The sequence below is a fragment of the Streptomyces sp. NPDC093544 genome (assembly GCF_040683495.1).
GTDB lineage: Bacteria > Actinomycetota > Actinomycetes > Streptomycetales > Streptomycetaceae > Streptomyces.
On sequence record NZ_JBFBEA010000017.1, the window covers coordinates 26,221 to 46,392 of the forward strand.

Annotated in this window: 20 protein-coding genes; 10 read left to right on the forward strand and 10 right to left on the reverse strand. The window is 68.7% G+C overall.

The features are described from left to right. The first annotated feature begins 138 nt into the window (after nucleotides 1-138). Nucleotides 139-768 carry a peptide deformylase gene (gene def / locus AB0N66_RS25375; protein WP_365439109.1) on the forward strand — a complete coding sequence of 210 codons (630 nt, stop codon included), beginning with the start codon at nucleotides 139-141 and terminating at the stop codon, nucleotides 766-768. Between the two features lie 101 nt (nucleotides 769-869). Here def and AB0N66_RS25380 read toward each other — a convergent pair whose 3' ends face one another. Continuing rightward, nucleotides 870-2,165: a geranylgeranyl reductase family protein gene (locus tag AB0N66_RS25380; RefSeq protein WP_365439111.1), complete on the reverse strand. Its 1,296-nt coding sequence runs from the start codon at nucleotides 2,163-2,165 to the stop codon at nucleotides 870-872. Nucleotides 2,166-2,263: 98 nt separating this feature from the next. On the opposite strand from AB0N66_RS25380, the gene AB0N66_RS25385 reads away from it, so the two are divergent. Then, on the forward strand, nucleotides 2,264-2,770 hold the full coding sequence (locus tag AB0N66_RS25385) for a GNAT family N-acetyltransferase (protein ID WP_365439113.1): 507 nt from the start codon (nucleotides 2,264-2,266) through the stop codon (nucleotides 2,768-2,770). 92 nt (nucleotides 2,771-2,862) lie between these two features. Further along, a complete protein-coding gene (locus AB0N66_RS25390) occupies nucleotides 2,863-3,204 on the forward strand; it encodes a PASTA domain-containing protein (protein WP_365439115.1) in 342 nt (113 codons plus the stop codon). Nucleotides 3,205-3,369: 165 nt separating this feature from the next. Here AB0N66_RS25390 and AB0N66_RS25395 read toward each other — a convergent pair whose 3' ends face one another. From AB0N66_RS25395 to AB0N66_RS25410, 4 genes are all read right to left on the reverse strand, one after another. Beyond that, nucleotides 3,370-4,062, reverse strand: coding sequence for a demethylmenaquinone methyltransferase (locus AB0N66_RS25395; protein WP_266831057.1), 693 nt, complete (start codon nucleotides 4,060-4,062; stop codon nucleotides 3,370-3,372). Between the two features lie 109 nt (nucleotides 4,063-4,171). Continuing rightward, on the reverse strand, nucleotides 4,172-5,449 hold the full coding sequence (locus tag AB0N66_RS25400; RefSeq protein ID WP_365439423.1) for an acyltransferase: 1,278 nt from the start codon (nucleotides 5,447-5,449) through the stop codon (nucleotides 4,172-4,174). Nucleotides 5,450-5,581: 132 nt separating this feature from the next. Continuing rightward, a complete protein-coding gene (locus AB0N66_RS25405) occupies nucleotides 5,582-7,921 on the reverse strand; it encodes a bifunctional polysaccharide deacetylase/glycosyltransferase family 2 protein (protein WP_365439117.1) in 2,340 nt (779 codons plus the stop codon). Nucleotides 7,922-7,940: 19 nt separating this feature from the next. Continuing rightward, complete coding sequence (locus AB0N66_RS25410) at nucleotides 7,941-8,261, reverse strand: hypothetical protein (RefSeq protein ID WP_365439119.1); 321 nt, start codon at nucleotides 8,259-8,261, stop codon at nucleotides 7,941-7,943. Nucleotides 8,262-8,652: 391 nt separating this feature from the next. On the opposite strand from AB0N66_RS25410, the gene AB0N66_RS25415 reads away from it, so the two are divergent. Beyond that, a complete protein-coding gene (locus tag AB0N66_RS25415) occupies nucleotides 8,653-9,678 on the forward strand; it encodes a chitinase (protein ID WP_365439121.1) in 1,026 nt (341 codons plus the stop codon). A 118-nt stretch (nucleotides 9,679-9,796) separates the two neighbouring features. On the opposite strand, the gene AB0N66_RS25420 is transcribed toward AB0N66_RS25415, so the two are convergent. The 4 genes from AB0N66_RS25420 to AB0N66_RS25435 form a co-directional block, all read right to left on the reverse strand. Next, the gene (locus AB0N66_RS25420) at nucleotides 9,797-10,243 is read right to left on the reverse strand and encodes a hypothetical protein (protein ID WP_365439123.1); all 447 of its coding nucleotides are present in this window, start codon (nucleotides 10,241-10,243) and stop codon (nucleotides 9,797-9,799) included. Nucleotides 10,244-10,271: 28 nt separating this feature from the next. After that, nucleotides 10,272-11,471 (reverse strand): cyclic dehypoxanthinyl futalosine synthase, encoded by a 1,200-nt coding sequence (mqnC, locus tag AB0N66_RS25425; RefSeq protein WP_365439125.1) that lies wholly within the window; start codon nucleotides 11,469-11,471, stop codon nucleotides 10,272-10,274. Between the two features lie 99 nt (nucleotides 11,472-11,570). Then, nucleotides 11,571-12,566: an A24 family peptidase gene (locus AB0N66_RS25430; protein ID WP_365439127.1), complete on the reverse strand. Its 996-nt coding sequence runs from the start codon at nucleotides 12,564-12,566 to the stop codon at nucleotides 11,571-11,573. Then, entirely contained in the window at nucleotides 12,563-15,577 is a 3,015-nt protein-coding gene (locus tag AB0N66_RS25435) for a BTAD domain-containing putative transcriptional regulator (RefSeq protein WP_365439129.1), read from the reverse strand. The genes AB0N66_RS25430 and AB0N66_RS25435 overlap by 4 nt, the downstream gene beginning before the upstream one ends. Before the next feature lie 321 nt (nucleotides 15,578-15,898). Between AB0N66_RS25435 and AB0N66_RS25440 the strand changes: the two genes are divergently transcribed. Both AB0N66_RS25440 and AB0N66_RS25445 read left to right on the forward strand, forming a co-directional pair. After that, nucleotides 15,899-16,555, forward strand: a complete 657-nt coding sequence (locus tag AB0N66_RS25440) for a hypothetical protein (RefSeq protein WP_365439131.1) — start codon at nucleotides 15,899-15,901, stop codon at nucleotides 16,553-16,555. After that, a complete protein-coding gene (locus tag AB0N66_RS25445) occupies nucleotides 16,555-17,607 on the forward strand; it encodes a hypothetical protein (protein WP_365439133.1) in 1,053 nt (350 codons plus the stop codon). Before AB0N66_RS25440 ends, AB0N66_RS25445 begins: the two co-directional genes overlap by 1 nt. 12 nt (nucleotides 17,608-17,619) lie before the next feature. Here AB0N66_RS25445 and AB0N66_RS25450 read toward each other — a convergent pair whose 3' ends face one another. Then, complete coding sequence (locus AB0N66_RS25450) at nucleotides 17,620-18,027, reverse strand: ATP-binding protein (protein WP_365439135.1); 408 nt, start codon at nucleotides 18,025-18,027, stop codon at nucleotides 17,620-17,622. A gap of 238 nt (nucleotides 18,028-18,265) precedes the next feature. On the opposite strand from AB0N66_RS25450, the gene AB0N66_RS25455 reads away from it, so the two are divergent. From AB0N66_RS25455 to AB0N66_RS25470, 4 genes are all read left to right on the forward strand, one after another. Next, nucleotides 18,266-19,117: a helix-turn-helix transcriptional regulator gene (locus tag AB0N66_RS25455; protein ID WP_365439137.1), complete on the forward strand. Its 852-nt coding sequence runs from the start codon at nucleotides 18,266-18,268 to the stop codon at nucleotides 19,115-19,117. Between the two features lie 8 nt (nucleotides 19,118-19,125). Next, entirely contained in the window at nucleotides 19,126-19,329 is a 204-nt protein-coding gene (locus AB0N66_RS25460) for a DUF397 domain-containing protein (protein WP_365439139.1), read from the forward strand. A gap of 46 nt (nucleotides 19,330-19,375) precedes the next feature. Then, nucleotides 19,376-19,636, forward strand: coding sequence for a hypothetical protein (locus AB0N66_RS25465; RefSeq protein WP_365439141.1), 261 nt, complete (start codon nucleotides 19,376-19,378; stop codon nucleotides 19,634-19,636). A 79-nt stretch (nucleotides 19,637-19,715) separates the two neighbouring features. Further along, nucleotides 19,716-20,054 carry a hypothetical protein gene (locus AB0N66_RS25470; RefSeq protein WP_365439143.1) on the forward strand — a complete coding sequence of 113 codons (339 nt, stop codon included), beginning with the start codon at nucleotides 19,716-19,718 and terminating at the stop codon, nucleotides 20,052-20,054. The last annotated feature ends 118 nt before the right edge of the window (nucleotides 20,055-20,172 follow it).

Consider the following 20,172-nt stretch of genomic DNA (forward strand, 5'->3'; position numbering starts at 1 on the left):
GCCGTGTTCGGTGTGCTGCTGGCGCCGTGTCCGGTGTGCTGCTGGCGCTGTGCCAGGTGTTCTGCTGTCGTGAGCCGCAAGGCTCCACGAGGACCCACAAGGGTTCACAACAGCCTCACACCTGAAGGAGACACAGCCATGCCGCGAGTGTTCGTACAAGGCAAGCCCGTCGACTCGTATCCGGCACTCTCGCCGGAAGCCCGGCGCGGAGTGGTGCGCCGGATCACCGAGGTCGGGGAAGAAGTGCTGCACCGGCCGTGCCGGGACGTGACCGAGTTCGGTCCCGATCTCGCGGCGCTCATCGGCGACATGTTCCTGACGATGCGGGTCGCGGACGGAGCGGGCCTCGCCGCCAATCAGGTGGGCGTCGATCTGCGACTGTTCGTGTACGACTGCCCGGACGACGACGGAGTCCGGCATGTCGGTCATATCGCCAACCCGGTCCTGGATCAGCTCGCCCCGGCCGGACGACGACTCCTCGACGAGGGCGAAGGGTGCCTGTCGGTGCCGGGCGCCGTCGTGGACGTACCCCGCCCCGATCGCGCCGTCGTGCGCGGCTTCGACAAGGACGGGAACGCCCTCGCGATCGAGGGGACGGGGTACTTCGCCCGCTGCCTCCAGCACGAGACCGACCACGTCAACGGTCAGGTCTACCTGGACCGGCTCTCCAAGCGGGAACGCCGGGACGCGCTGCGGCAGATGGAGGACCGGCGTGAGCGGGTCCTCGCCCGCCGCGCGGTCAAGGAAGCCGGGCTGAGCGGGCAGTGACCCGTCTGCGCGGGCGGTGACCCGCCATGCCCCGCCCGGCGGCCACGGTCAGGCCTTGGGTGCCGCCTTGGTAGGACCGAGTCGGAGGTGGTCCCGCATGATCATGCTTTCGGAGCCACCTTCGACAGTCCGTTGATGATGCGGTCCATCGCGTCGCCGCCCGTCGGGTCCGTCAGGTTGGCGAGCATCTTCAGCGTGAACTTCATCAGGAGCGGGTGGGTCAGGCCACGCTCCGCCGCGATCCTCATGACCTTCGGGTTGCCGATGAGCTTCACGAAGGCGCGGCCGAGCGTGTAGTAGCCGCCGTAGGTGTCCTTGAGTACGCGCGGGTAGCGCTGGAGGGCCAGTTCACGCTGGCCGGGAGTGGCCCGCGCGTGCGCCTGGACGATGACGTCGGCGGCGATCTGGCCGGACTCCATGGCGTAGGCGATGCCCTCGCCGTTGAAGGGGTTCACCAGGCCGCCGGCGTCGCCGACCAGCAACAGCCCCTTCGTGTAGTGCGGTTGACGGTTGAAGGCCATGGGCAGGGCGGCGCCGCGGATCGGGCCCGTCATGTTCTCCGGCGTGTAGCCCCAGTCCTCCGGCATCGACGCGCACCAGGCCTTGAGGACTTCGCGCCAGTCCAGTTCCTTGAAGGAGTCGGAGGTGTTCAGGACACCGAGGCCGACGTTCGACGTGCCGTCGCCCATGCCGAAGATCCAGCCGTAGCCGGGGAGGAGACGGTCCTCGGCGCCCCGGCGGTCCCAGAGCTCCAGCCAGGACTCCAGGTAGTCGTCCTCGTGGCGCGGGGAGGTGAAGTACGTACGGACCGCGACGCCCATCGGGCGGTCCTCGCGGCGGTGCAGGCCCATCGCCAGGGAGAGGCGGGTGGAGTTGCCGTCGGCCGCGACCACGAGCGGGGCGTGGAAGGTGACGTCCCGTTTTTCACCGGTGTCGCCGAGTTTGGCGTTTACGCCCGTGATGTGGCCGGTGCGGTCGTCGATGATCGGGGCGCCGACGTTGCAGCGCTCGTAGAGGCGCGCGCCCGCCTTCTGCGCCTGGTGGGCGAGTTGCTCGTCGAAGTCGTCGCGCTTGCGGACGAGTCCGTAGTCGGGGAAGGTGGCGAGATCCGGCCAGTCCAGCTGGAGGCGGACGCCGCCGCCGATGATGCGCAGGCCCTTGTTGCGGAGCCAGCCGGCCTCTTCCGAGATGTCGATGCCCATGGAGACGAGCTGCTTGGTGGCGCGCGGGGTCAGTCCGTCGCCGCACACCTTCTCCCGTGGGAACGCGGTCTTCTCCAGGAGCAGGACATCAAGTCCGGCCTTGGCCAGGTAGTACGCGGTGGTCGAACCGGCTGGCCCGGCCCCGACGACGATGACATCGGCGGTGTTTTCGGAGAGGGGCTGGGGCTCGGTCACGGCGGGTTCTCCCCAAGATTCGCAATCAAGGTGCCGACGGGCACTGGACATGGGCAGTCTATGCAGCGGTACTGATCAGCTGGCTGAAGGGCTGCCCCGTGAACCGAGCTCTCCCCGACGTGACACTCCGAGTCCCCACCGACGAGGACGCCTTCGCCTGGCACCGGATCTTCGCCGACCCGGAGGTCATGGAGTTCCACGGGGGCAGAGCGGCCGAGCTGTCCGTGTACGAGGAGCTCACCGCGCGGCAGCGCCGGCACGACGCGGAGCTCGGGTTCTGTCTGTGGACCATGCTCGGTTCGGAGGGCGAGGTGCTGGGGTTCACCGGCGCACAGCCGTGGCCGCACGCGTGGGGGCCGACGGGGCAGATCGAGATCGGCTGGCGGCTCGGGCGGGCGCACTGGGGCAAGGGGTATGTGACCGCGGCCGCGCGCACCACCCTGGAGCGGCTCCGCGCGGCGGGAGTCTGCGATGTCGTCGCCATGGTCGACTCACGCAACGAACGCTCCATCGCCGTGACGAGACGGCTCGGCATGGAGTTCGCTCAGACGCACACGTCGCCGGCCTCGCCCCTACTGGCACACAGGTTCCAGCTGGCCCTCTGACGGCTGCTGAACGGCCGACGGCCCGTCGCCCGACGGCTTCCGGAAGGGCAGGGCCGAGGCTTACCCTTCCGGTACCGCTGGGGGTGACGTCCGTGCGCCTAACACCCAAGACACCCGAAGTGCGCGTACCGCGGCTCGTGGGCCTGATGGCTGTGGACGCGCGTGAGACTGCCGAGGCACGAGGTGTGCGGCTCATCGCGCCCGACCGGCCCGACTTCCATCTCACGGTCGTCGACTACGTCGTACGGCAGTATCCGCCGCCCGGCTCGGAGGTGCCGCGCGGCACCGTGATCACGGTGTGGTTCGACTTCGGCGACGCCGAGGGTGGCGGGGGCGCGGGGGTGCACGAGCCGCGCCGGACCGGTCCTTCGCCGGGCGGTCTGCACCGCGAACTCGACGAGCCGGGCGACCCGTTCGAGGTACTCAGGTACTGACCGGAGCCACTGATCGAAGCCGCCGACCGGAGCCCTCGACCGGAGCAGAGCACCTGGCTCAGGCCTTCCGTTGACCGGAGCCCTCGACCGGAGCAGAGCACCTGGCTCAGGCCTTCCGTTCGAGGTCCTCAGGTACGACCGAAGCCCCCGACCGCAGCCCCTGGGTCAGGCCTTGAAGCCCCGGTGCAGCGCCACGACCCCGCCCGTCAGGTTCCGCCACGCCACCTTGGACCAGCCTGCCTTGCGCAGGCGCTCGGCCAGCGCGGGCTGGTCGGGCCACTCGCGGATGGACTCGGCGAGATAGACGTACGCGTCGGGGTTGGAGGAGACGGCGCGGGCGACCGGCGGCAGCGCGCGCATCAGGTACTCGGTGTAGACGGTGCGGAAGGGCGCCCAGGTCGGATGCGAGAACTCGCAGATGACGACCCGGCCGCCGGGCTTCGTCACACGGTACAGCTCGCGCAGCGCCGCGTCGGTGTCCTGCACGTTGCGCAGCCCGAAGGAGATCGTGACCGCGTCGAAGGTGTCGTCCTTGAAGGGCAGCTTCGTCGCGTCGCCCGCCGTCAGCGGCAGCCAGGGGTGGTTCTTCTTGCCGACGCGGAGCATCCCGAGGGAGAAGTCGCAGGGGACGACGTACGCGCCGGTGCGGGCGAAGGGGAGCGACGAGGTGGCCGTGCCCGCCGCCAGGTCCAGGATCTTCTGCGCGGGCCGCGCGTCGACCGCCTTCGCGACCTCCTTGCGCCACACCCGGTCCTGGCCGAGGGAGAGCACGTCGTTCGTCAGGTCGTAGCGTTCCGCGACGTCGTCGAACATCGAGGCGACTTCGTGCGGCTGCTTGTTCAGGGATGCGCGGGTCACACCCCCATTGTGGCAGTACGGACCGGGCGACTCTCCAGCGCCCGGCCCGTACGCCGGTCTTAAACAAAAAGGACTTAACGCCTCACGGCGGCGACCTGAGCAAGCAGGCCTACGGCAGCAGCTTCGGCTTCTTCTTCGCCGCGACGTCCTCGACCCAGCCGAAGAGCGGGATCGCGATCCAGATCAGCACCCAGCCGATGCCGAACATGAACCACTGGCTCTCCAGCGGCAGCCATTTCTCGAACGCGGGAACCTTCCAGAACTGGTCGATCAGTGGAACCGCCAGTACCAGTGCGATCTCGTGCCAGAGATAGATCGTCACGGCTCGCGCATTGAAGATCGTCACGATCCTGTCGAGCCGTTTGAAGCGGGCCAGCCACGCGAAGTCGACGTCGCGGTACGCCTTGAAGTACATCAGGAGCGTCACGAAGCCGGCCGACCAGAAGGCCTGGGCGAGCGGGATCTCGTCCAGGTCGTACGTGCCGAACTCCCCCTGGTGGGCGAAGGCGTACCAGCCGCCGTACGCCAGCGCCGCCAGCGAGGCCAGCACCACCAGAGGAGGTCTCAGCCGCTGGAGCACGCCCTCGCGGTGCGCGAAGCCGACCAGCCAGCAGAACAGATAGGTGGCGAGGTCCGTGAGGGCGCTGCCGAAGCGGTTCCACGGCGGCGTCCACTCGTACTGGAACACCACGATCGGGACGAGGGAGAGGAGCAGGACCGGAAGAGGTGCCTTCCGGAAGATCCACAGGAGCAGCGGGGACAGCAGCACGAACCAGAGGTACGTCCGCAGGTACCAGAGGATCTCCCAGGCCTGGACGCCCCACTTGTTGCCCGGTGGATCACCGACCGGCACGATCCAGAAGACGATCTGCCAGCCCGGCATCCAGTCGTGGATCATCATCGCCACCACGACGAAGACACCCCAGAACCAGAACGGCGGCAGCAGTCGCCGCATCCGGCTCTTGACCACCTTGAACGCGGGGCGCTCAAGGGACTTGGCCATCAGCGTGCCGGCGAGCGCGAACATCACGCCCATCGACGGGAAGACCAGGCCGGCCCACGCCCAGCCGAAGGTGTGGTAGGTCACCACGCGGACGAGTGCCACTGCGCGCAGGGCGTCGAAGTAGCGGTCACGGCCGCCGGACTTCGGCTTGGGCGGGGGCTTCGGATCCTGTTCCGACTCCAGCTCCGGCTCCGGCTCCGGCTCTTCCGGCACGAGATCCGGAGGCGCGGACCGTACCGGCGTCAACTGGGCGGTGGTCGAGACCCCTTCCGGCTCCTCGAGAACGTACTGCCAGGGCTGCTCGTAGGGTTCGTAAGGCGCGGGCGGCTGCGCGTACGGCTGCTGTACGTACCCCTGGTCGTACTGCTGCGGGTACCCCCGCACGTACGGCCGGGGCTGCTCCCCGTACCCGTAGCCGTACCCCTCCTGCCCGTAACCCTGTTGCCCCTCTTGCCCCTCTTGCCCCTGTTGCCGCGGCTGCCCTCCCTGCCCCGGTTGTTCAGGCCCCCAGCTCACCTAGCTCACCCCCGCCGGAGTCCCGACCTCACCCGTGCGCTTGAGCTTCTGCCAGCGGAGTCGTCCGCCGGTCAGGGCCGTGACGCTGGAGTGGATCAGGACCAGGTACATCATCTGGCGGTACGCGAGCTGCTGGAGCGGCATCATCGCCAGGTAGCGGTACTTCTCCTTGTCGAGGCGGAACGCGTAGGCCGCGCAGAAGAGTTGGATACCGAGGACGGCCAGCCAGGCGAGCAGTGCCGCCTGGAAGTCCACGAAGATCATCGAGTAGATGGTGAACACGTCGATGAGCGGCGCGAAGATCGGCGTGACGATCTGGAAGATCACGACCAGCGGCATGCCGACACGGCCGAAGCGGCCTGAAGGACCCTTGTCCACAAGGGACTTGCGGTGCTTCCAGAGCGCCTGCATGGTGCCGTACGACCAGCGGTAGCGCTGCGACCACAGCTGCTTGAAGGAACCCGGCGCCTCCGTCCAGGCGATGGCGTGCTCCTGGTAGACGACCCGCCAGCCGCCGCGGTGCATGGCGATGGTGATGTCGGTGTCCTCGGCGAGCGTGTCCTCGCTCATGCCGCCGACCTCAAGGACCGCGTCCCGGCGGAACGCGCCGATGGCGCCCGGGATGGTGGGCATGCAGCGCAGCAGGTCGTACATGCGGCGGTCGAGGTTGAAGCCCATCACGTACTCGATGTGCTGCCAGGCGCCGATGAGCGTGTTGCGGTTGCCGACCTTGGCGTTGCCCGCGACCGCGCCGATCTCCGGGCGCGCGAAGGGCTGCACGAGCTGGAACACGGCGTCCGGTTCGAAGACGGTGTCGCCGTCCATCATCACGACGATGTCGTAACTCGCGTTGCGCACACCGTTGTTGAGCGCGGCCGGCTTGCCCGCGTTCTCCTGCCGGATGACCCGGACGTTCGGCATGCCGAGGGACTCCGCGATCTCCTTCGTGCCGTCCGTGGAACCGTCGTCGACGACGATGATCTCGATCGGATGGGTGCTCTTCGCCAGCGAGTGAAGGGTGTTGGCGATGCACTCCTTCTCGTTGTACGCGGGCACGATCACGGTCACCGGCCCGGTGACGGTCGGTCCCCAACTGAACTCGCCGCGCTTGCCGCGTTTCCTGTTGCGCTGTCTGTGGTGGCGGCGGGCGAGGATCAGCATCATGCCGAACCTGCCCATGACGGCGAAGCCGACGACGCCCAGGAACCAGGCGAGTACCGGTACGACCCACTCGGCGACCGCGACCGCCGCAACGAGGGCCTTGCCCTCGTAGAGGATGGCGCCGGTGGCCTTGGTGTGGGCGGATTGCTCGGTGTTCCGGCCGGCGGTGCCCTGCGCCGCCCCCGGCGGCTGCTGACCGGACGCCCCGGACTGACCGGGCGCTGCAGACTGACCGGACTCCGTTGACTGACCGGGCTGCTGAGCGACCCCCACGGCCTCAGCGTCGCCCGAGTCCTGACTGCGCAGCTTGGCCTCGGCGCCGCTGACCGTGGTGAAGGAGTACCCCTTCGCCTTCATGTCCTTGATGTACGCGCTGAGCGCCGCGACCGTCTGCTCGCGGTTGCCGCCGGCGTCGTGCATCAGGACGACGGCGCCCTTGTCGTCCTTCGGCGTGGCCCCTTTGGTGATCTCCGAGACACCCGGCTGCTTCCAGTCGTCGCTGTCGTCGTCGACGAAGACGGTGGTGTAGCCCAGGGCGCCGACCTCCTCGTAGACCGGCCAGCTGTAGTTGTCGACGGCGTCGATCTCGGCGGAGTACGGGGCGCGGAACAGCGTCGTCTGGATCCCCGCGGCACCCGCCAGTGCGAGCTGCGTCTGTTTCAACTCGCGCTGGAGCCGCGCCGTGCTCTGGAAGGAGAGGTCGACGTGCGTGAAGGTGTGGATGCCCACCTCATTGCCCTGGGCCACCAGGTCCTTCACGATGCCCGGATTGCGCGAGACCGCCGAACCGACCTCGAAGAACGTGGCGTGTACGTCGTTCTCCTCAAGGATCTTGAGGATCTGTGGAGTCCAGGTCGGGTTGGGACCGTCGTCGAAGGTGAGCACGATGGTCTTGTCGGGCACGGACTGCGTCTTCTCCGCGCCGTCGTCGAACGTCAGGATGGGGCCGCCGTCAAGGACCTTCTGGGGGACCTTGTCGTAGGCCGCGCCGTCACGGATGCGCGAATCGTTGCCGATCTCCGAGCGCAGATAGCCGTCGAGGAGCATCACGCTGGAGAGGGCCAGCAGGAGCAGCACGGCAAGGATCACACGCGGTTTCTGCAGCGCCGCGGCCCGGCCGGCGGCCCGCTCCATCCTGGAGGGGGCCCGTCGGCGACCGCGCGAGGGCGTCGTAGTCATAAGTGTCTGTGCGCTCCGGTCAGTTGGCGCCGGTGGAGGCGGACGCGGAGGGGGACGTGGACGGCGAGGACGTGGCTTCACCCGTGGGGACGTCGGCGGGCTGCGCGGGCGGGGTTCCGGTGCGGGCCAAGCCTCCCGGCAGCTGCCCGTGGCCCCCGGCCCCGGGTGCGCCGCCTGCCTGGCCGCCCCTGAAGGGGAGCAGCGCGGAGGGCGTCACCGAGATGCCCCAGCCCATGAAGGCCATGCCGAGCACGACCGCGTACCCCAGGCAGATGACACCGAGGAGGGTGCCGATTCGGCGCAGCAGACGTGATCTGCGCCCGGAGTTGTCAACGAACACGGGACCGTCCGCGGACCCGTTGCCACGTTTCTTGCGGCGGCCGTGCGCAGTGGCACGGTTATCGATGGCGGACTCGGATTGCATTCCCCAGACATTAGGAGGGGTTTATGTGTCAAAAACTCGGGTTCCCATGTGAGCCGCCAATGAGAAGCGTCTTAACCTGTCTTTTCCCTGAGAGAATCCATGGACATCCTCCCAGCCCAGGGTGGTCACATATATACCTTATGCGCCATTTCCACGCCCGACTTATCCGATTCATGAGCACTTTCCCATGAGTCGTCTGTGTCTTTCCTGTATTCATGAATCAAGGCCGGATGTGACACCTTTCCACTGCGGAAACGTGCTTTGTTTCCATCCTGAGACAGAAATCACGAGAGCGGGTGCATGCGCAATGAGGAGTTTCCTGAAGCCGGCCGCCGGGCTCGTCTGCCTGGTGGCTCTGGCCTGTGCGGGGTGCTCCTCGGGCGGTAACGACAGCTCGGGCGCGGCGACTTCGGAGCCCTCGCAGACCAGCTCGTCCCCCGCGCAGTCCACGTCGTCGTCCACCTCGTACGCCCCTTATGTGAGCGCCACGACCGCCTCCGACACGGACTCCACCGGGTCCCCCACGACGTACAACCTGGCTTTCGTGATCTCGGACGGCAGCGACTGCACGCCGAAGTGGAACGACACGTCCGCCATCGACGACTCGGCCGTGAAGTCACGGATCTCCGCCCTCACGGAGTCCGGCGCGAGCGTGCGTGTCTCCTTCGGCGGGGCGTCCGGCACAGAGCTCGCCGAGACCTGCGACAGCGCATCCGCGCTCGCCGCGGCCTACGGCGCCGCGCTCGACGCCGCCGGGTCGACACAGGCGGACTTCGACATCGAGGGCGACGCGCTGACCGACTCCGCCTCGGTCGCGCTGCGCTCCGAGGCGATCGCGCTGCTCCAGAAGGAGCGCACCGACCTCGAGGTCTCCTTCACCCTGCCCGTGATGCCGTCCGGCCTCGACGCCGACAGCCTGGCGCTCCTGGAATCCGCCAACGACAACTCCGTGGCGGTCTCCACCATCAACATCATGACCATGAACTACGGCAGTTCGTACGACGGTGACATGGGCGACTACGCGATCACCTCCGCCAAGGCCGCCCACACCCAACTGGCGGACGTCTTCGGCCTCTCCTCCGCGAACGCCTGGCACGGCCTCGCCCTCACCTCGATGATCGGCGTCAACGACATCGACAACGAGACGTTCACCCTGTCCGACGCGGCCCAGGTCCGGACGTTCGCCGAGGAGCAGGGGGTCGCCTGGGTCTCACTGTGGTCGACCTTCCGCGACCAGCAGTGTGCGGGCGACTCGGCGAACGACGACGCGGCTACGGACTGCAGCGGGGTCGAGCAGAGCGCGGGGGCGTTCGCGGGGGCGCTCGCCGGGTGAGCCACCCGGGCGGCTGGGGCACCACCCGGACGGCTGGGGCAGCCAGCACAGGTCCTAGCTGCCTAGCTGCCTAACTGCCTAGCGGTCTAGCGGTCTAGCGGTCTAGCGGTCTAGCGGTCTAACGACGCCTGTGGACCAGGCGCCCCGCGCAGACGGTGGCGACGCACGCCCCGTCCGCGTCGAAGACCGCGAGGTCGGCACGTCCGGTGTCGGCGATCGCGGGCTTCTTCATGCCGGGGAGTACGGCGATGTCGTTGCGGGAGGCGGCGGTGCGCAGGTCGGGCGTGCCGACGTACTCCGCCAGTACGGCGGTGGCGCCCGACTTCAGTACGGCGTGCAGGCGTTCGCGCGGTGACGGCGCCTCGGGCAGCGGCCCCTCGTGGACGAGGGCGGGCCCGAGGACTCCGGGCCAGTGCCGCACCCGCGCCGCCGGAAACCGCTCGCGCAGCTCGTCGAGCGTGCCGACGCCCGCGACCCGGTCACCCTCGACGGCGACGGCACCGTCCTTGAGAGGTGCCGAGTCCCAGGCGCGCCGCACCTCGTCGGCGGCGTGAATCGTCAGCACGGCGGGGTCAGTTGCCGATCCTCGGTTGTCAGTTGGACGCGAGCAGCTTCAGCTCGGGGTGGGCCGTGCCGCCCTCGATCGCCGTGGACGAGATGTGCGACATGACCCGCTCGTCGACAGGGTCGTTCGCCGGGTCGTCGTGGACGACGATGTGCTCGTACGTCGTGGTCCGCTGGGCCGGGACGCGCCCCGCCTTGCGGATCAGGTCGATGATCTCCATGCGGTTGGAGCGGTGCTTGGCTCCCGCGCTGGAGACGACGTTCTCCTCCAGCATGATCGAGCCGAGGTCGTCCGCGCCGTAGTGCAGGGAGAGTTGGCCCGCTTCCTTGCCGGTGGTGAGCCACGAGCCCTGGATGTGGGCGACGTTGTCCATGAAGAGGCGGGCGATCGCGATCATTCGCAGGTACTCGAAGATCGTGGCGTGGGTGCGGCCCTTGAGGTGGTTGTTCTCGGGCTGGTAGGTGTACGGGATGAAGGCGCGGAAGCCGCCGGTCCGGTCCTGTACGTCGCGGATCATCCGCAGGTGCTCGATGCGCTCGGCGTTGGTCTCGCCGGTGCCCATCAGCATCGTGGACGTCGACTCGACGCCAAGACCGTGCGCGATCTCCATGATCTCCAGCCAGCGCTCGCCGCTCTCCTTCAGCGGGGCGATGGCCTTGCGCGGCCGCGCGGGCAGCAGCTCGGCACCGGCGCCGGCGAAGGAGTCGAGGCCCGCCGCGTGGATCCGCGCGATGGCCTCTTCCGCCGACACCTTGGAGATACGGGCCATGTGCTCGACCTCGGACGCGCCGAGGGAGTGGATGACCAGCTGGGGGAAGGCTTCCTTGATCGCGGCGAAGTGCTTCTCGTAGTACTCGACGCCGTAGTCCGGGTGGTGCCCGCCCTGGAACATGATCTGCGTGCCGCCCAGCTCGACGGTCTCCGCGCAGCGGCGCAGGATGTCGTCGAGGTCACGCGACCAGCCCTTGGCGGTGTCCTTCGGTGCGGCATAGAACGCACAGAACTTGCACGCCGTGACGCACACGTTCGTGTAGTTGATGTTGCGCTCGATGATGTACGTGGCGATGTGCTCGGTTCCCGCGTACCGCCGCTTGCGTACGGCGTCGGCGGCGACGCCGAGCGCGTGCAGCGGAGCGTCGCGGTAGAGGTCGAGCGCCTCTTCCGGGGTGATTCGCCCACCCTCGGCGGCACGGTCGAGGACGGACTGAAGGTCGGCCTTCTCGGTCACCGGGAGTGTCCCTTTCATAAGGGTGTGGACGGACCAAGCCAGACTACGCCAGCCGTCCGACAAGCCCGACGTCAGGCCGCGTACTCCCCGATCCCGGCGTCAGGCGGCGTACGCCCCGATCAGGAGCCCGGCGTACGCCCCCGCGATCAGGAACGGCCCGAACGGGATCGACGTCTTGCGCCCCGCGCGCCGCGCCACGACAAGCCCCGCCCCGTACAGCGCCCCGAACAGGAACCCGGCGAAGGTCCCCAGGAACACCACGCTCCAGCCGTACCAGCCGAGCACCGCCCCGAGCCCGAGCACGAGCTTCACATCCCCGAACCCCATGCCGTTCGGGTTGATGAGAAAGAGGACGAAGTACGCACCGCCGAGCGCGAGCGCCCCGAACAGCGCGGTCAGCCACTCCCCCGCGTGCTCGGGGACGGCCGCGGCCACCCCGAGCAGCGCCAGGGCCGCCGCCGCGAGCGACAGCGTCAGCGCATCGGGCAGCCGCTGCACCTTGAAGTCAACCACCGCGAGCAGCACCCCGAGCGGCGCGAGCAGCAGCCAGACGCCGAGCTCGGGGCGGGTGCCGGTGGCCAGGGCGAGGGCGGCGCAGAGAAGGGCGGTGGCCAGGGAGACGAGGGGGGTGCTGGGGCCGTACGACGGCACGCTCGCGGGTCCGTACGACGGCACACTCGCGGAGGCTGCCCGTTCCGCGTCCCCGGGCGCCGCCCCGGCGGAGTCTTCCCGTACCGGATCCCCCGGCGCCGCCCCCGCGGAGGCGTCCCGTACCGGATCCCCCGGCGCCGCCCCCGCGGAGGCGTCCCGTTCCGCGTCCCCCGGCGCCGCCCCCTCGGAGGCGTCCCGTTCCGTGTCCCCCGGCGCCGCCCCCGCGGAGTCTTCCCGTACCGGCGGCTCCCCCGCCGTACAGGTACCGCATCTCGCGAAGCCGAGCCAGCCTTTGGCGGGGCCTGTGATCGTGTGCCCGGCGGGGCAGCTGTCCCGCCATGTCTCGTCAGGTTCGACCGCGAAGCGGTACGCGGCTCGCGGTACGAACAGGCCCGCCGCCGCGCCCCACAGGGCGGCGACGGCGGTCAGCGCGAGTTCGCTCATCCCACCGCTGCCACGCCACTGCGCCAGGTCGGCAGCAGTTCGTCGAGGAGCGCCTCCGTACGCGGCGGCACCCCGCGGGCGCCGCTGCGGGAGACGAGGTCGGCGGCGAGGCGCTTCAGGCGGTCGCTGTCGCCCGTCGCGTGTGTCGCGCGCAGCAGTTCGTTCCAGAGGCGTTCGTCGGAGGGAGCCGAGTTCAGGGAGGCATTGAGGGCTTCGATGGCCTTTTCGGCGCGCCCCTTCTCCAGGTGGAACTCGGCTAGCGCGAGCCCGATGTCCGCGACGAGCAGCGGGAGTTGGGCGTCGATGATCTCGTGGGTGAGCCAGCCGTACCGGCCCTGCGGGCGGTCGGCGAGCAGTGGACCGCGTACGAGAACGAGCGCGTCGGTGAGCAGACGCCCGCGCACCGCACGGCTGTTGACGCCCTGCCCCTGGGTCGCCTCGTGGTACAGCGACCGCAGCACATCCAGATCGGAGACGACGGCCTTCGCGAGCGTGAGCCGCCCGCTCTCGTCGGTGCCGAGCCGCGGCGTGCCGTCCGGGTCGCTGCCCAGCCAGCTCCGCAGCCGCTCGACGAGCGCGTCGCGTACGTCGTCGGTGACCCCGCGCGGCCACAGCGCGGAGGACAGCACCCGCGGGTGCACACCCTCGCGGTGCAGCAGCAGCAACGCCAACGCCTCATGCATCAGCGGGCTGCGCTCACCGTCGGGCGTATCGAGGCCGATGATCTCGTACGGGCCCACGAGCCGTGCGTACACGGCCGGCCGCCCCTGCTCGCTGATGTCGACGAGGAACGGCGGCGCGGCGGCGTTGGTACTCGCCCGCTCCGGGTCCGCCTCGACGAACAGCTCCACGACCGCCTGCTGCAAGGCCAACGGCAGTGTCTGTGCGTCGAGTTCGAGCCCGAGCAGCGGGGCGAGCAGCTTGCCCTCGCCGGTGATCTCCATCTCCCAGGCGGCGCCCGGCAGATCGCCGCTCTCGGTGCCGACGAGGTATCCGATGCCCAACCGGCTTGCGTCGGCGGCGAGTTCGGCGAGTCTGACCGCGTCCTCGCCCTGCGGCTCGGCCGCGAGCAGCACGAGGTGCGGGGCCCAACGGGTGTGCTGGGCAGGGCCCGTACGCCCGGTGAGGACGGAGTCCTGCCCGGCGGCGCCGAGCGCGCCACGCCGCTGCCGGGTCTCCGCCTCCATGGTCTCAAGGAGCGCCTCGATGTCGTCGAGGTGGCGCAGCCGGTTGGGCGCGAGCGGCGTGAGGTCCTGCCCGAACCCGACGAGCGTGATCGTCATGCGGTCGGACCAGCCGTTGGTGGCCAACTCGGCGGCCACGGAGGCGAAGACACCGGCACGGTCGCGCTCGGTGCCGCTGAGGGAGACGATCCCGGGGACGGATTCGAGATTGAGCAGCAGCCGGGAGTCGTCCATGGTCCCGAGGCAGACGAGCCCCGGGTACGGAGCGGCGGTGTCGACATCCTCGTACCGCTCCGCGTCCGTCCGCGCCAGCATCCAGAACGTCTGGTCCTGCCCGAGCTGCCACGGCGCGGGCGGCTTCCCGGCCGGCTGGGCGAGCTGGAGGTGCAGATCGCCGTTGCCGCTGAGCCAGGCCGCGTAGACGGTCGGCAGTGGGCGCGACTCGGCGGCGAGCGCCGCGGCGAGTCCGCGCAGCGACAGGTCGAGGAGGCGTACGCCTTCGGGGTCGGCGCCCACGAGCAGCGCGTCCTGCGCGTCCGCGGCGGATCCTGTCGGGGTCGGCGGCTCCATACCGCGGCGCCCGCCGACGGCGCCGAGCGCCGACTGCCAGAGCGCCTGGCGGCGTCGGCGCCCGAGAGCACCGAGCAGCCCGGCGGCGAGCAGGGGCGCACCGACGAGGGCTTCGGGCAGCCCGAAGGAGAAGCCGCTGTCGTCGGAGGAGGCCTGAGCGGCGGGCGCGTGCTGCTGGTTGCTGCCGCCCTGGTCAGTGCTCTCGGGCCGCTGTTGGGGCACGTGGATGTGCGCGGTGTCGCGGTCGCCGGAGCCCTGCTGAGCGCCCTGCTGAGCGCCCTGCTGAGCGCCCTGCTGAGCGCCTTGCTGCTGGTCCGCTGCCCCGGTCTTGGCGTACTCCTGAATCTGCCGCTGGGTCGGCTCCGCGGCCTTGGGCGCCTCGTCGGGCATCTCGACGAGGTCGCCGCCGCGGGCGTCGGCGGGCATCTCCAGGATCCAGCCGGGCCGGATGAGACTCGCCTCCGACAGCTTGGAACCGTCGGGCTGCGTACGGTCCTTGTTGAGCTCGTAGATCTCCTTGTACCGGCGCCCGTCGCCCAGATGCCGCTCGGCGACCTCCCACATCGAGTCGTGGTGACGGCCCTCGGGCGGCTGGATCCGGTAGTACTTGGTGTCGCCTTCCGTGGCCGTACTGGCCCCGCTCCCGCTGTCGGCGTGCGACGCGGCGTTGGCGGCCTGCTCGGCGATGGCGGCGGCCGCGTTCGAGGCGGCCTGCTCCTGCTGCTGTCCGAACAGCCCGCCCGGCGTCTGCTGAGCGGCGGCGACGGTCCCCCGCTGGTTCCCCTCCATGCCCTGCCCGAACTGCGAGAGTCCCGGCGTGAAGCTGGCCGCGGCGGCGCCCACGAGCAGCAGCGCGGCGACGAGCTGGCGGGCCAGCAACTGGCTCGGCCCGGCGCCCGGTACGCGGTTCGGCATCCCCACGCCCGACAGCGCGGCCTTCACCTCGACGAGCACGCAGGCGGTGAACTGGGCCCAGGCGAACCAGACGATCACGGTGAGCACATTGATGAAGGTGCTCACCGTGATCGGCTGCTGCAACCAGTCAAGCGTCGGAGCCCCACTCGGCAGCGGCCACCCGATCTGCGTCGCCAGCGCGCCGGGCACCCCGACCAGCAGCACGACCAGAGCGAGGAACGCCCCGAACGCCTTCACGAAGTCCCCGAACGTCCGACGACGCCGGGGCAGGGGCTGCGGCGTCCGATTCCTCGGACCCGGCGGGCTTCCCGTGGAGCTTGAAGAAGTGGTGCGTCGGGCCATGGCGGGTGTCCTGGGGTCGTGTGTGGAGGGGTGGGATAAGGGGGGCGTACTGAGCCTACTGAGATCTTATGTTTGGCGCGGAAGGCCAACCAGAGGGCGGGTACCGCCACCTGGACCGATTTCTCACCTTCCGCCCGCTAAGCCCGAGTTGCCCGTCGGTTCGCGACTCTCGCGCCGCCCACCCTCCACACCATTCGCAACCGTCACACCACACTTCTCACGGCCCTCACACAATCCCCTACCACCGCCCTGATCGCCTCTACTCACCCTTGATAGTTTCGTTCTCTGTCGCACACAGCCGAACACTGGGGGATCAGGCCCGTGGCCCGTCGTACCTTGACCACCGCCGCCGTCGCGTTCACCGCGAGCACGGCCCTGTTGCTCACCGCCTGCGGCGGAAGCGACGACTCGTCCTCGGACGACATCAAGGGGGCGGACACGGGGACGAGCAGCCCGTCGCCCTCTGCCTCGGCCTCCGCATCATCGGCATCCGACGTCAAACGCCCTGAGATCACCCTGCCGAGCGACTTCAAGCTGACCTTCGAGGGCTGGACCAGCGGCGACGCCGACGAGCAGGCGGTTCTCGACGACGCCAAGGAACAACTCCGCGCCGGGTACGCGGCCATCATCGCCAAGCAGCCCGACGGCGGTCCGGCCCTTGCCTTCTACGACACCGAATCCGGCCTTTCCCAGGACCGGCAGTGGATCAAGTCCTACTCGGACAAGGACCTCACGGTGTTCGGCGACCTGCCCGCCTTCGATCCCAAGGTCACCATGGGATCGAACAAGACCAGCGCGTCGCTCAATTACTGCACCGACGAGAGCAAGGCGTACTCAAGGAACCGCGCGACCGGCAAGGTCGCCGGAAACCCCGCGGGAACAGACCCTGAGGTCTTCTACATCGCCTCCCTGGCCAAGAATTCTCAGGGCGTCTGGCAGAACGTGTCGACCCGCTCAGAGAGGGGCGCCTGCCAGTAATGAGCCTTCGCGGATGGCCGTCTTTCACCATTGCCCCACTGATCACGATCGTTCTCGCGTCGACACCGGCCCATGCCATCGGAGACGGCGGCGCCAACGGATCCGTCGATGACAAGGGAAACATCGCCGCCTCCGCCTCCTCCCACACCCGGATCAAGGTCACCCAGGTGAGCGGCCCCACCGGCGGAAAGCAGGGCTCCCTCTCGTCCACCAACGTGAACTGGAAGCCACCACCCTGCTGGTACGAGCCCGTCTTCACTCCCGCTCAGCTGAAGGCCTTCTCGGAGACCGGTGCCGACGGTGACGTCAGCCTCCGGCAGGCCTGGGACGGAACGCGCCTGTGGACGGACCACTTCAGGGACGAGCAGGACGCCCCCAACTATTTCGCCACACCGTCGACCGCCAATGGTTACAAGGACTACAACCTCGGCAAGGACGGCTACTTCTGGCGCGGAGTCGCTCCGGACCTGGCGAACGTCGACGACACGTCGCTGTGCGGTCAGCTCATGTTCTGGCAGAACGCCGGCGAGATCCCCGACGTGCCGAACGCACCCACGCCGCAGACCCTCGCCGAGTACGCCTACGACAAGGTCAAGGTCCCCGAGACCGAGATCGAGCTGAAGCCCGCCACCAAGTCCACGGTGAACCTGCCCACTTGGGTCTGGCTCGACAAGGGCACGTTCCAGGAGGTCAAGGTCCGTGCGGAACTCCCGGACACGGGCCTCTGGGCGGAGACCACAGCGAAGCCGGTGAGCCTCCACCTCGAACCCGGGACGGCTGACGCCGAGACCTACCCCGCCTCCGGCGAGTGCAAGATCAACGACGACGGCTCCATCGGCATCCCGTACAGGACGGGCGACGCCGACAAGACCCCGCCCTGCGGCCTCACTTACCTCCGCGCCACCGACGGAAACCCGTACGAACTGAAGGCCTCCGTCACCTGGCAGATCACCTGGACCGGCTCCGACGGCACCGGCGGCGACCTCCCCGACGGCACCTTCGAGACGACCCAGAACATGAACGTCCAGGAGATCCAGTCGGTCAACCGCTGAACGCGAGCCGCATTACGCGGCACCGAGGTCACACCACACGTACTTGCCGGTGTCGCCGCCCTGGCGAAGCGGATGCCAGCCCCAGTTGTCGGCGCACGCCCGGACGAGCGCGAGGCCGCGGCCCGCTTCCCCGTCGGCGGCGACCGCCAGATCGTACGGGGGCGGCACCGGGCTGGCGTCCCACGCACCGATGCGGAGCACTCCGTTTCGGTGGTGCAGGCGTAGGGCCGCGGGGCCCTTCGTATGCCGTACGGCATTGGAGACCAGCTCCGCCGCCAGCAACTCGGCGACGTCCGCGAGGCGGATCAGGCCGTGCATGGTGAGGATCAGCCGGACGGTACGGCGGCACACGGTGACGGCACGGGCGTCGTGGGGGATGTGGAGTACGTACTCCCAGGGTTCGTTGTCGTTTTTTGGCATGGGTGAACTCCCTTTGAGGTGTGCGGAGTTGAGGGGGAACGGCGGGGCGCGGGCGGTGGCAGTTTCACGGCCGTCACGGCATGACGGGGTGGTGCACTTCCGGAGTCCCGAGATCCCGCAGTGTGTGCGTAGCGTCACTAACCGTATGCCTTAAACTTGCGACCACGCAAGCCGTTCGCGTAGCCTGACACCCGAACGGGGCACCCCGGCAGGCGAGTTGGACCAGGGAGCTGGGCACATGGCAACAAGGCGACACCCCACCGCTCGACAGATGCGACTGGGCGCCGAGCTGCGCAAGCTGCGGGACGCCGCGGGCCTGAAGGCCACCGAGGCAGCGACCCTGCTGGGAGCGAATTCCGCCCAGATGAGCCAGATCGAGGCAGGCGTCGCGGGCGTGAGCGAGGAACGCGTGCGCCGCCTCGCCTCGCACTACTCCTGCGCTGACGATGAGTTGATCGACGGGTTGGTGGCATGGGCAACGGACCGCACGCGGGGCTGGTGGGAGGAGTACCGGGGCCTGCTGCCCACGCCTTTCCTGGACCTGTCCGAGCTGGAGCACCACGCCACTTTTCGGTGGGATGTGGATTTCCTTCATATCCCGGGTCTCTTCCAGACCGAGGAGTACGCCCTCGGGGTCTTCTCACACAGAGTGCCCGAACTCCCCCGGAGCGAGCTCGCCTTGCGCATCGAGCACCGGATGAAACGGCGCACCATCATCGACGGCGCCCAACCCATTCCCTACAAGGCAGTGGTGCACGAAGCGGCACTGCGCATCAGGGTCGGCGACCGCGCCGCATCACGTGCGCAGCTCGACCGGGTCCTCGAACTCTCGGAAGCGGACCATGTGACCGTACGGGTCATCCCCTTCGACCTGGACCGCTTCATCGATGCCGGAAGCGCGATGGTGTACGCGGGCGGCGCCGTCCCCAAGCTGGACACCGTCGTACGGGATGCACCGCATGGCTCGGCCTTCGTCGATTCCGAAGCTCAACTCAGCAGCTTTCGAACGCTCTTCCGTAGAGTGGAGGGTGTGTCACTCGAGCCCGCACGGTCGCGTGACTTCATCCACAGGCTGACGAAAGAACTGTGAGGCGCACCATGACGAACCCGCACAACTGGCAGAAGTCATCCTTCTCCGGTGGCGGCGACGGCAACTCCTGCCTCGAACTCGCCACCGGCCCAGCCGAGATCCACCTCCGCGAAAGCGACACCCCCACCACCCACCTCACGACCACCCCCACTCCCCTGGCCCACCTCCTCCAGGCCATACGCACGGGCACGGTCCCCACGCCTTGGGCGTAACAGCCCCTCGACGAAGCCCGGGTCGGTGTTCACGGGGGGAAAACGTGTGACTTACTTCTTCCGATTGACCCTGATTCAGGGCAGCTCGTCTCCCCCCTTCCTCTACAGAGGCGAGGTCGACGGCACTCACGAGGTGTTCCTCATCCTCGACGAGGAGGCCGACTCGATTCGCCCGTCGGACTCCGACGGCAACCTCATCGAGGATCCGGACATGATCAAAGGGTTCCCGCTGATGGCCGCCCACCTGCTGACACAGTGGAAGAGACAGGGCCACCCGCCTCAAGAGATCCGTAAGTTCTTCGCGTGACAGCGCCGGAATCGTCAGGGCGACACCCGTACCCTTCATATGGCGCTGACCGGCACCTTCCGACCTTGGGGGACCCGACATGGGCAACGGCAAGAGTGACCTCGCGCTCCCGCTGAGCGAGCTGGAGGACTACGGAAGTCGGCTGCGGTCCATCAAGACCCGGATGAACCGGACCAAGAAGCTCTTCGAGTCCTACAAGGAAGACCTCGGCGACAACACCGTCTACGACGCCCTCGACGACTTCGAGTCCGGCTGGGAGGACGGCCGCGAGGACATCACCCAGGCCCTCGACGCCCTCGCCGACATGTCCGACGCCGTTGTCCGCGAATTCAAGAAACTCGACGACCAGCTCGCCAAGGACGTCTCGGAGGGCGTGAAGCAGGAGGACAACGGACCGAAGACTAGCGGCGACTCGTAGACACCCTCACTCACGTGGCCCGGCCCCGCCGTTTCAGAGCCCGCGTACTGGTGAAACAGCGGTATGGCTGCTCGGCCGACTCTGGCTGGTGTCCGGCACGGCGTACTGCTGCACTAAG

Bases quoted from the DNA above. Each gene is read 5' to 3' on its own strand.
- AB0N66_RS25470 (WP_365439143.1), top strand. From the start codon at position 19,716: ATGGGCAACGGCAAGAGTGACCTCGCGCTCCCGCTGAGCGAGCTGGAG.
- AB0N66_RS25405 (WP_365439117.1), bottom strand. From the start codon at position 7,921: ATGACTACGACGCCCTCGCGCGGTCGCCGACGGGCCCCCTCCAGGATG.
- AB0N66_RS25445 (WP_365439133.1), top strand. From the start codon at position 16,555: ATGAGCCTTCGCGGATGGCCGTCTTTCACCATTGCCCCACTGATCACG.
- def (WP_365439109.1), top strand. From the start codon at position 139: ATGCCGCGAGTGTTCGTACAAGGCAAGCCCGTCGACTCGTATCCGGCA.
- AB0N66_RS25430 (WP_365439127.1), bottom strand. From the start codon at position 12,566: ATGAGCGAACTCGCGCTGACCGCCGTCGCCGCCCTGTGGGGCGCGGCG.
- AB0N66_RS25415 (WP_365439121.1), top strand. From the start codon at position 8,653: ATGAGGAGTTTCCTGAAGCCGGCCGCCGGGCTCGTCTGCCTGGTGGCT.
- AB0N66_RS25435 (WP_365439129.1), bottom strand. From the start codon at position 15,577: ATGGCCCGACGCACCACTTCTTCAAGCTCCACGGGAAGCCCGCCGGGT.
- AB0N66_RS25450 (WP_365439135.1), bottom strand. From the start codon at position 18,027: ATGCCAAAAAACGACAACGAACCCTGGGAGTACGTACTCCACATCCCC.
- AB0N66_RS25455 (WP_365439137.1), top strand. From the start codon at position 18,266: ATGGCAACAAGGCGACACCCCACCGCTCGACAGATGCGACTGGGCGCC.
- AB0N66_RS25460 (WP_365439139.1), top strand. From the start codon at position 19,126: ATGACGAACCCGCACAACTGGCAGAAGTCATCCTTCTCCGGTGGCGGC.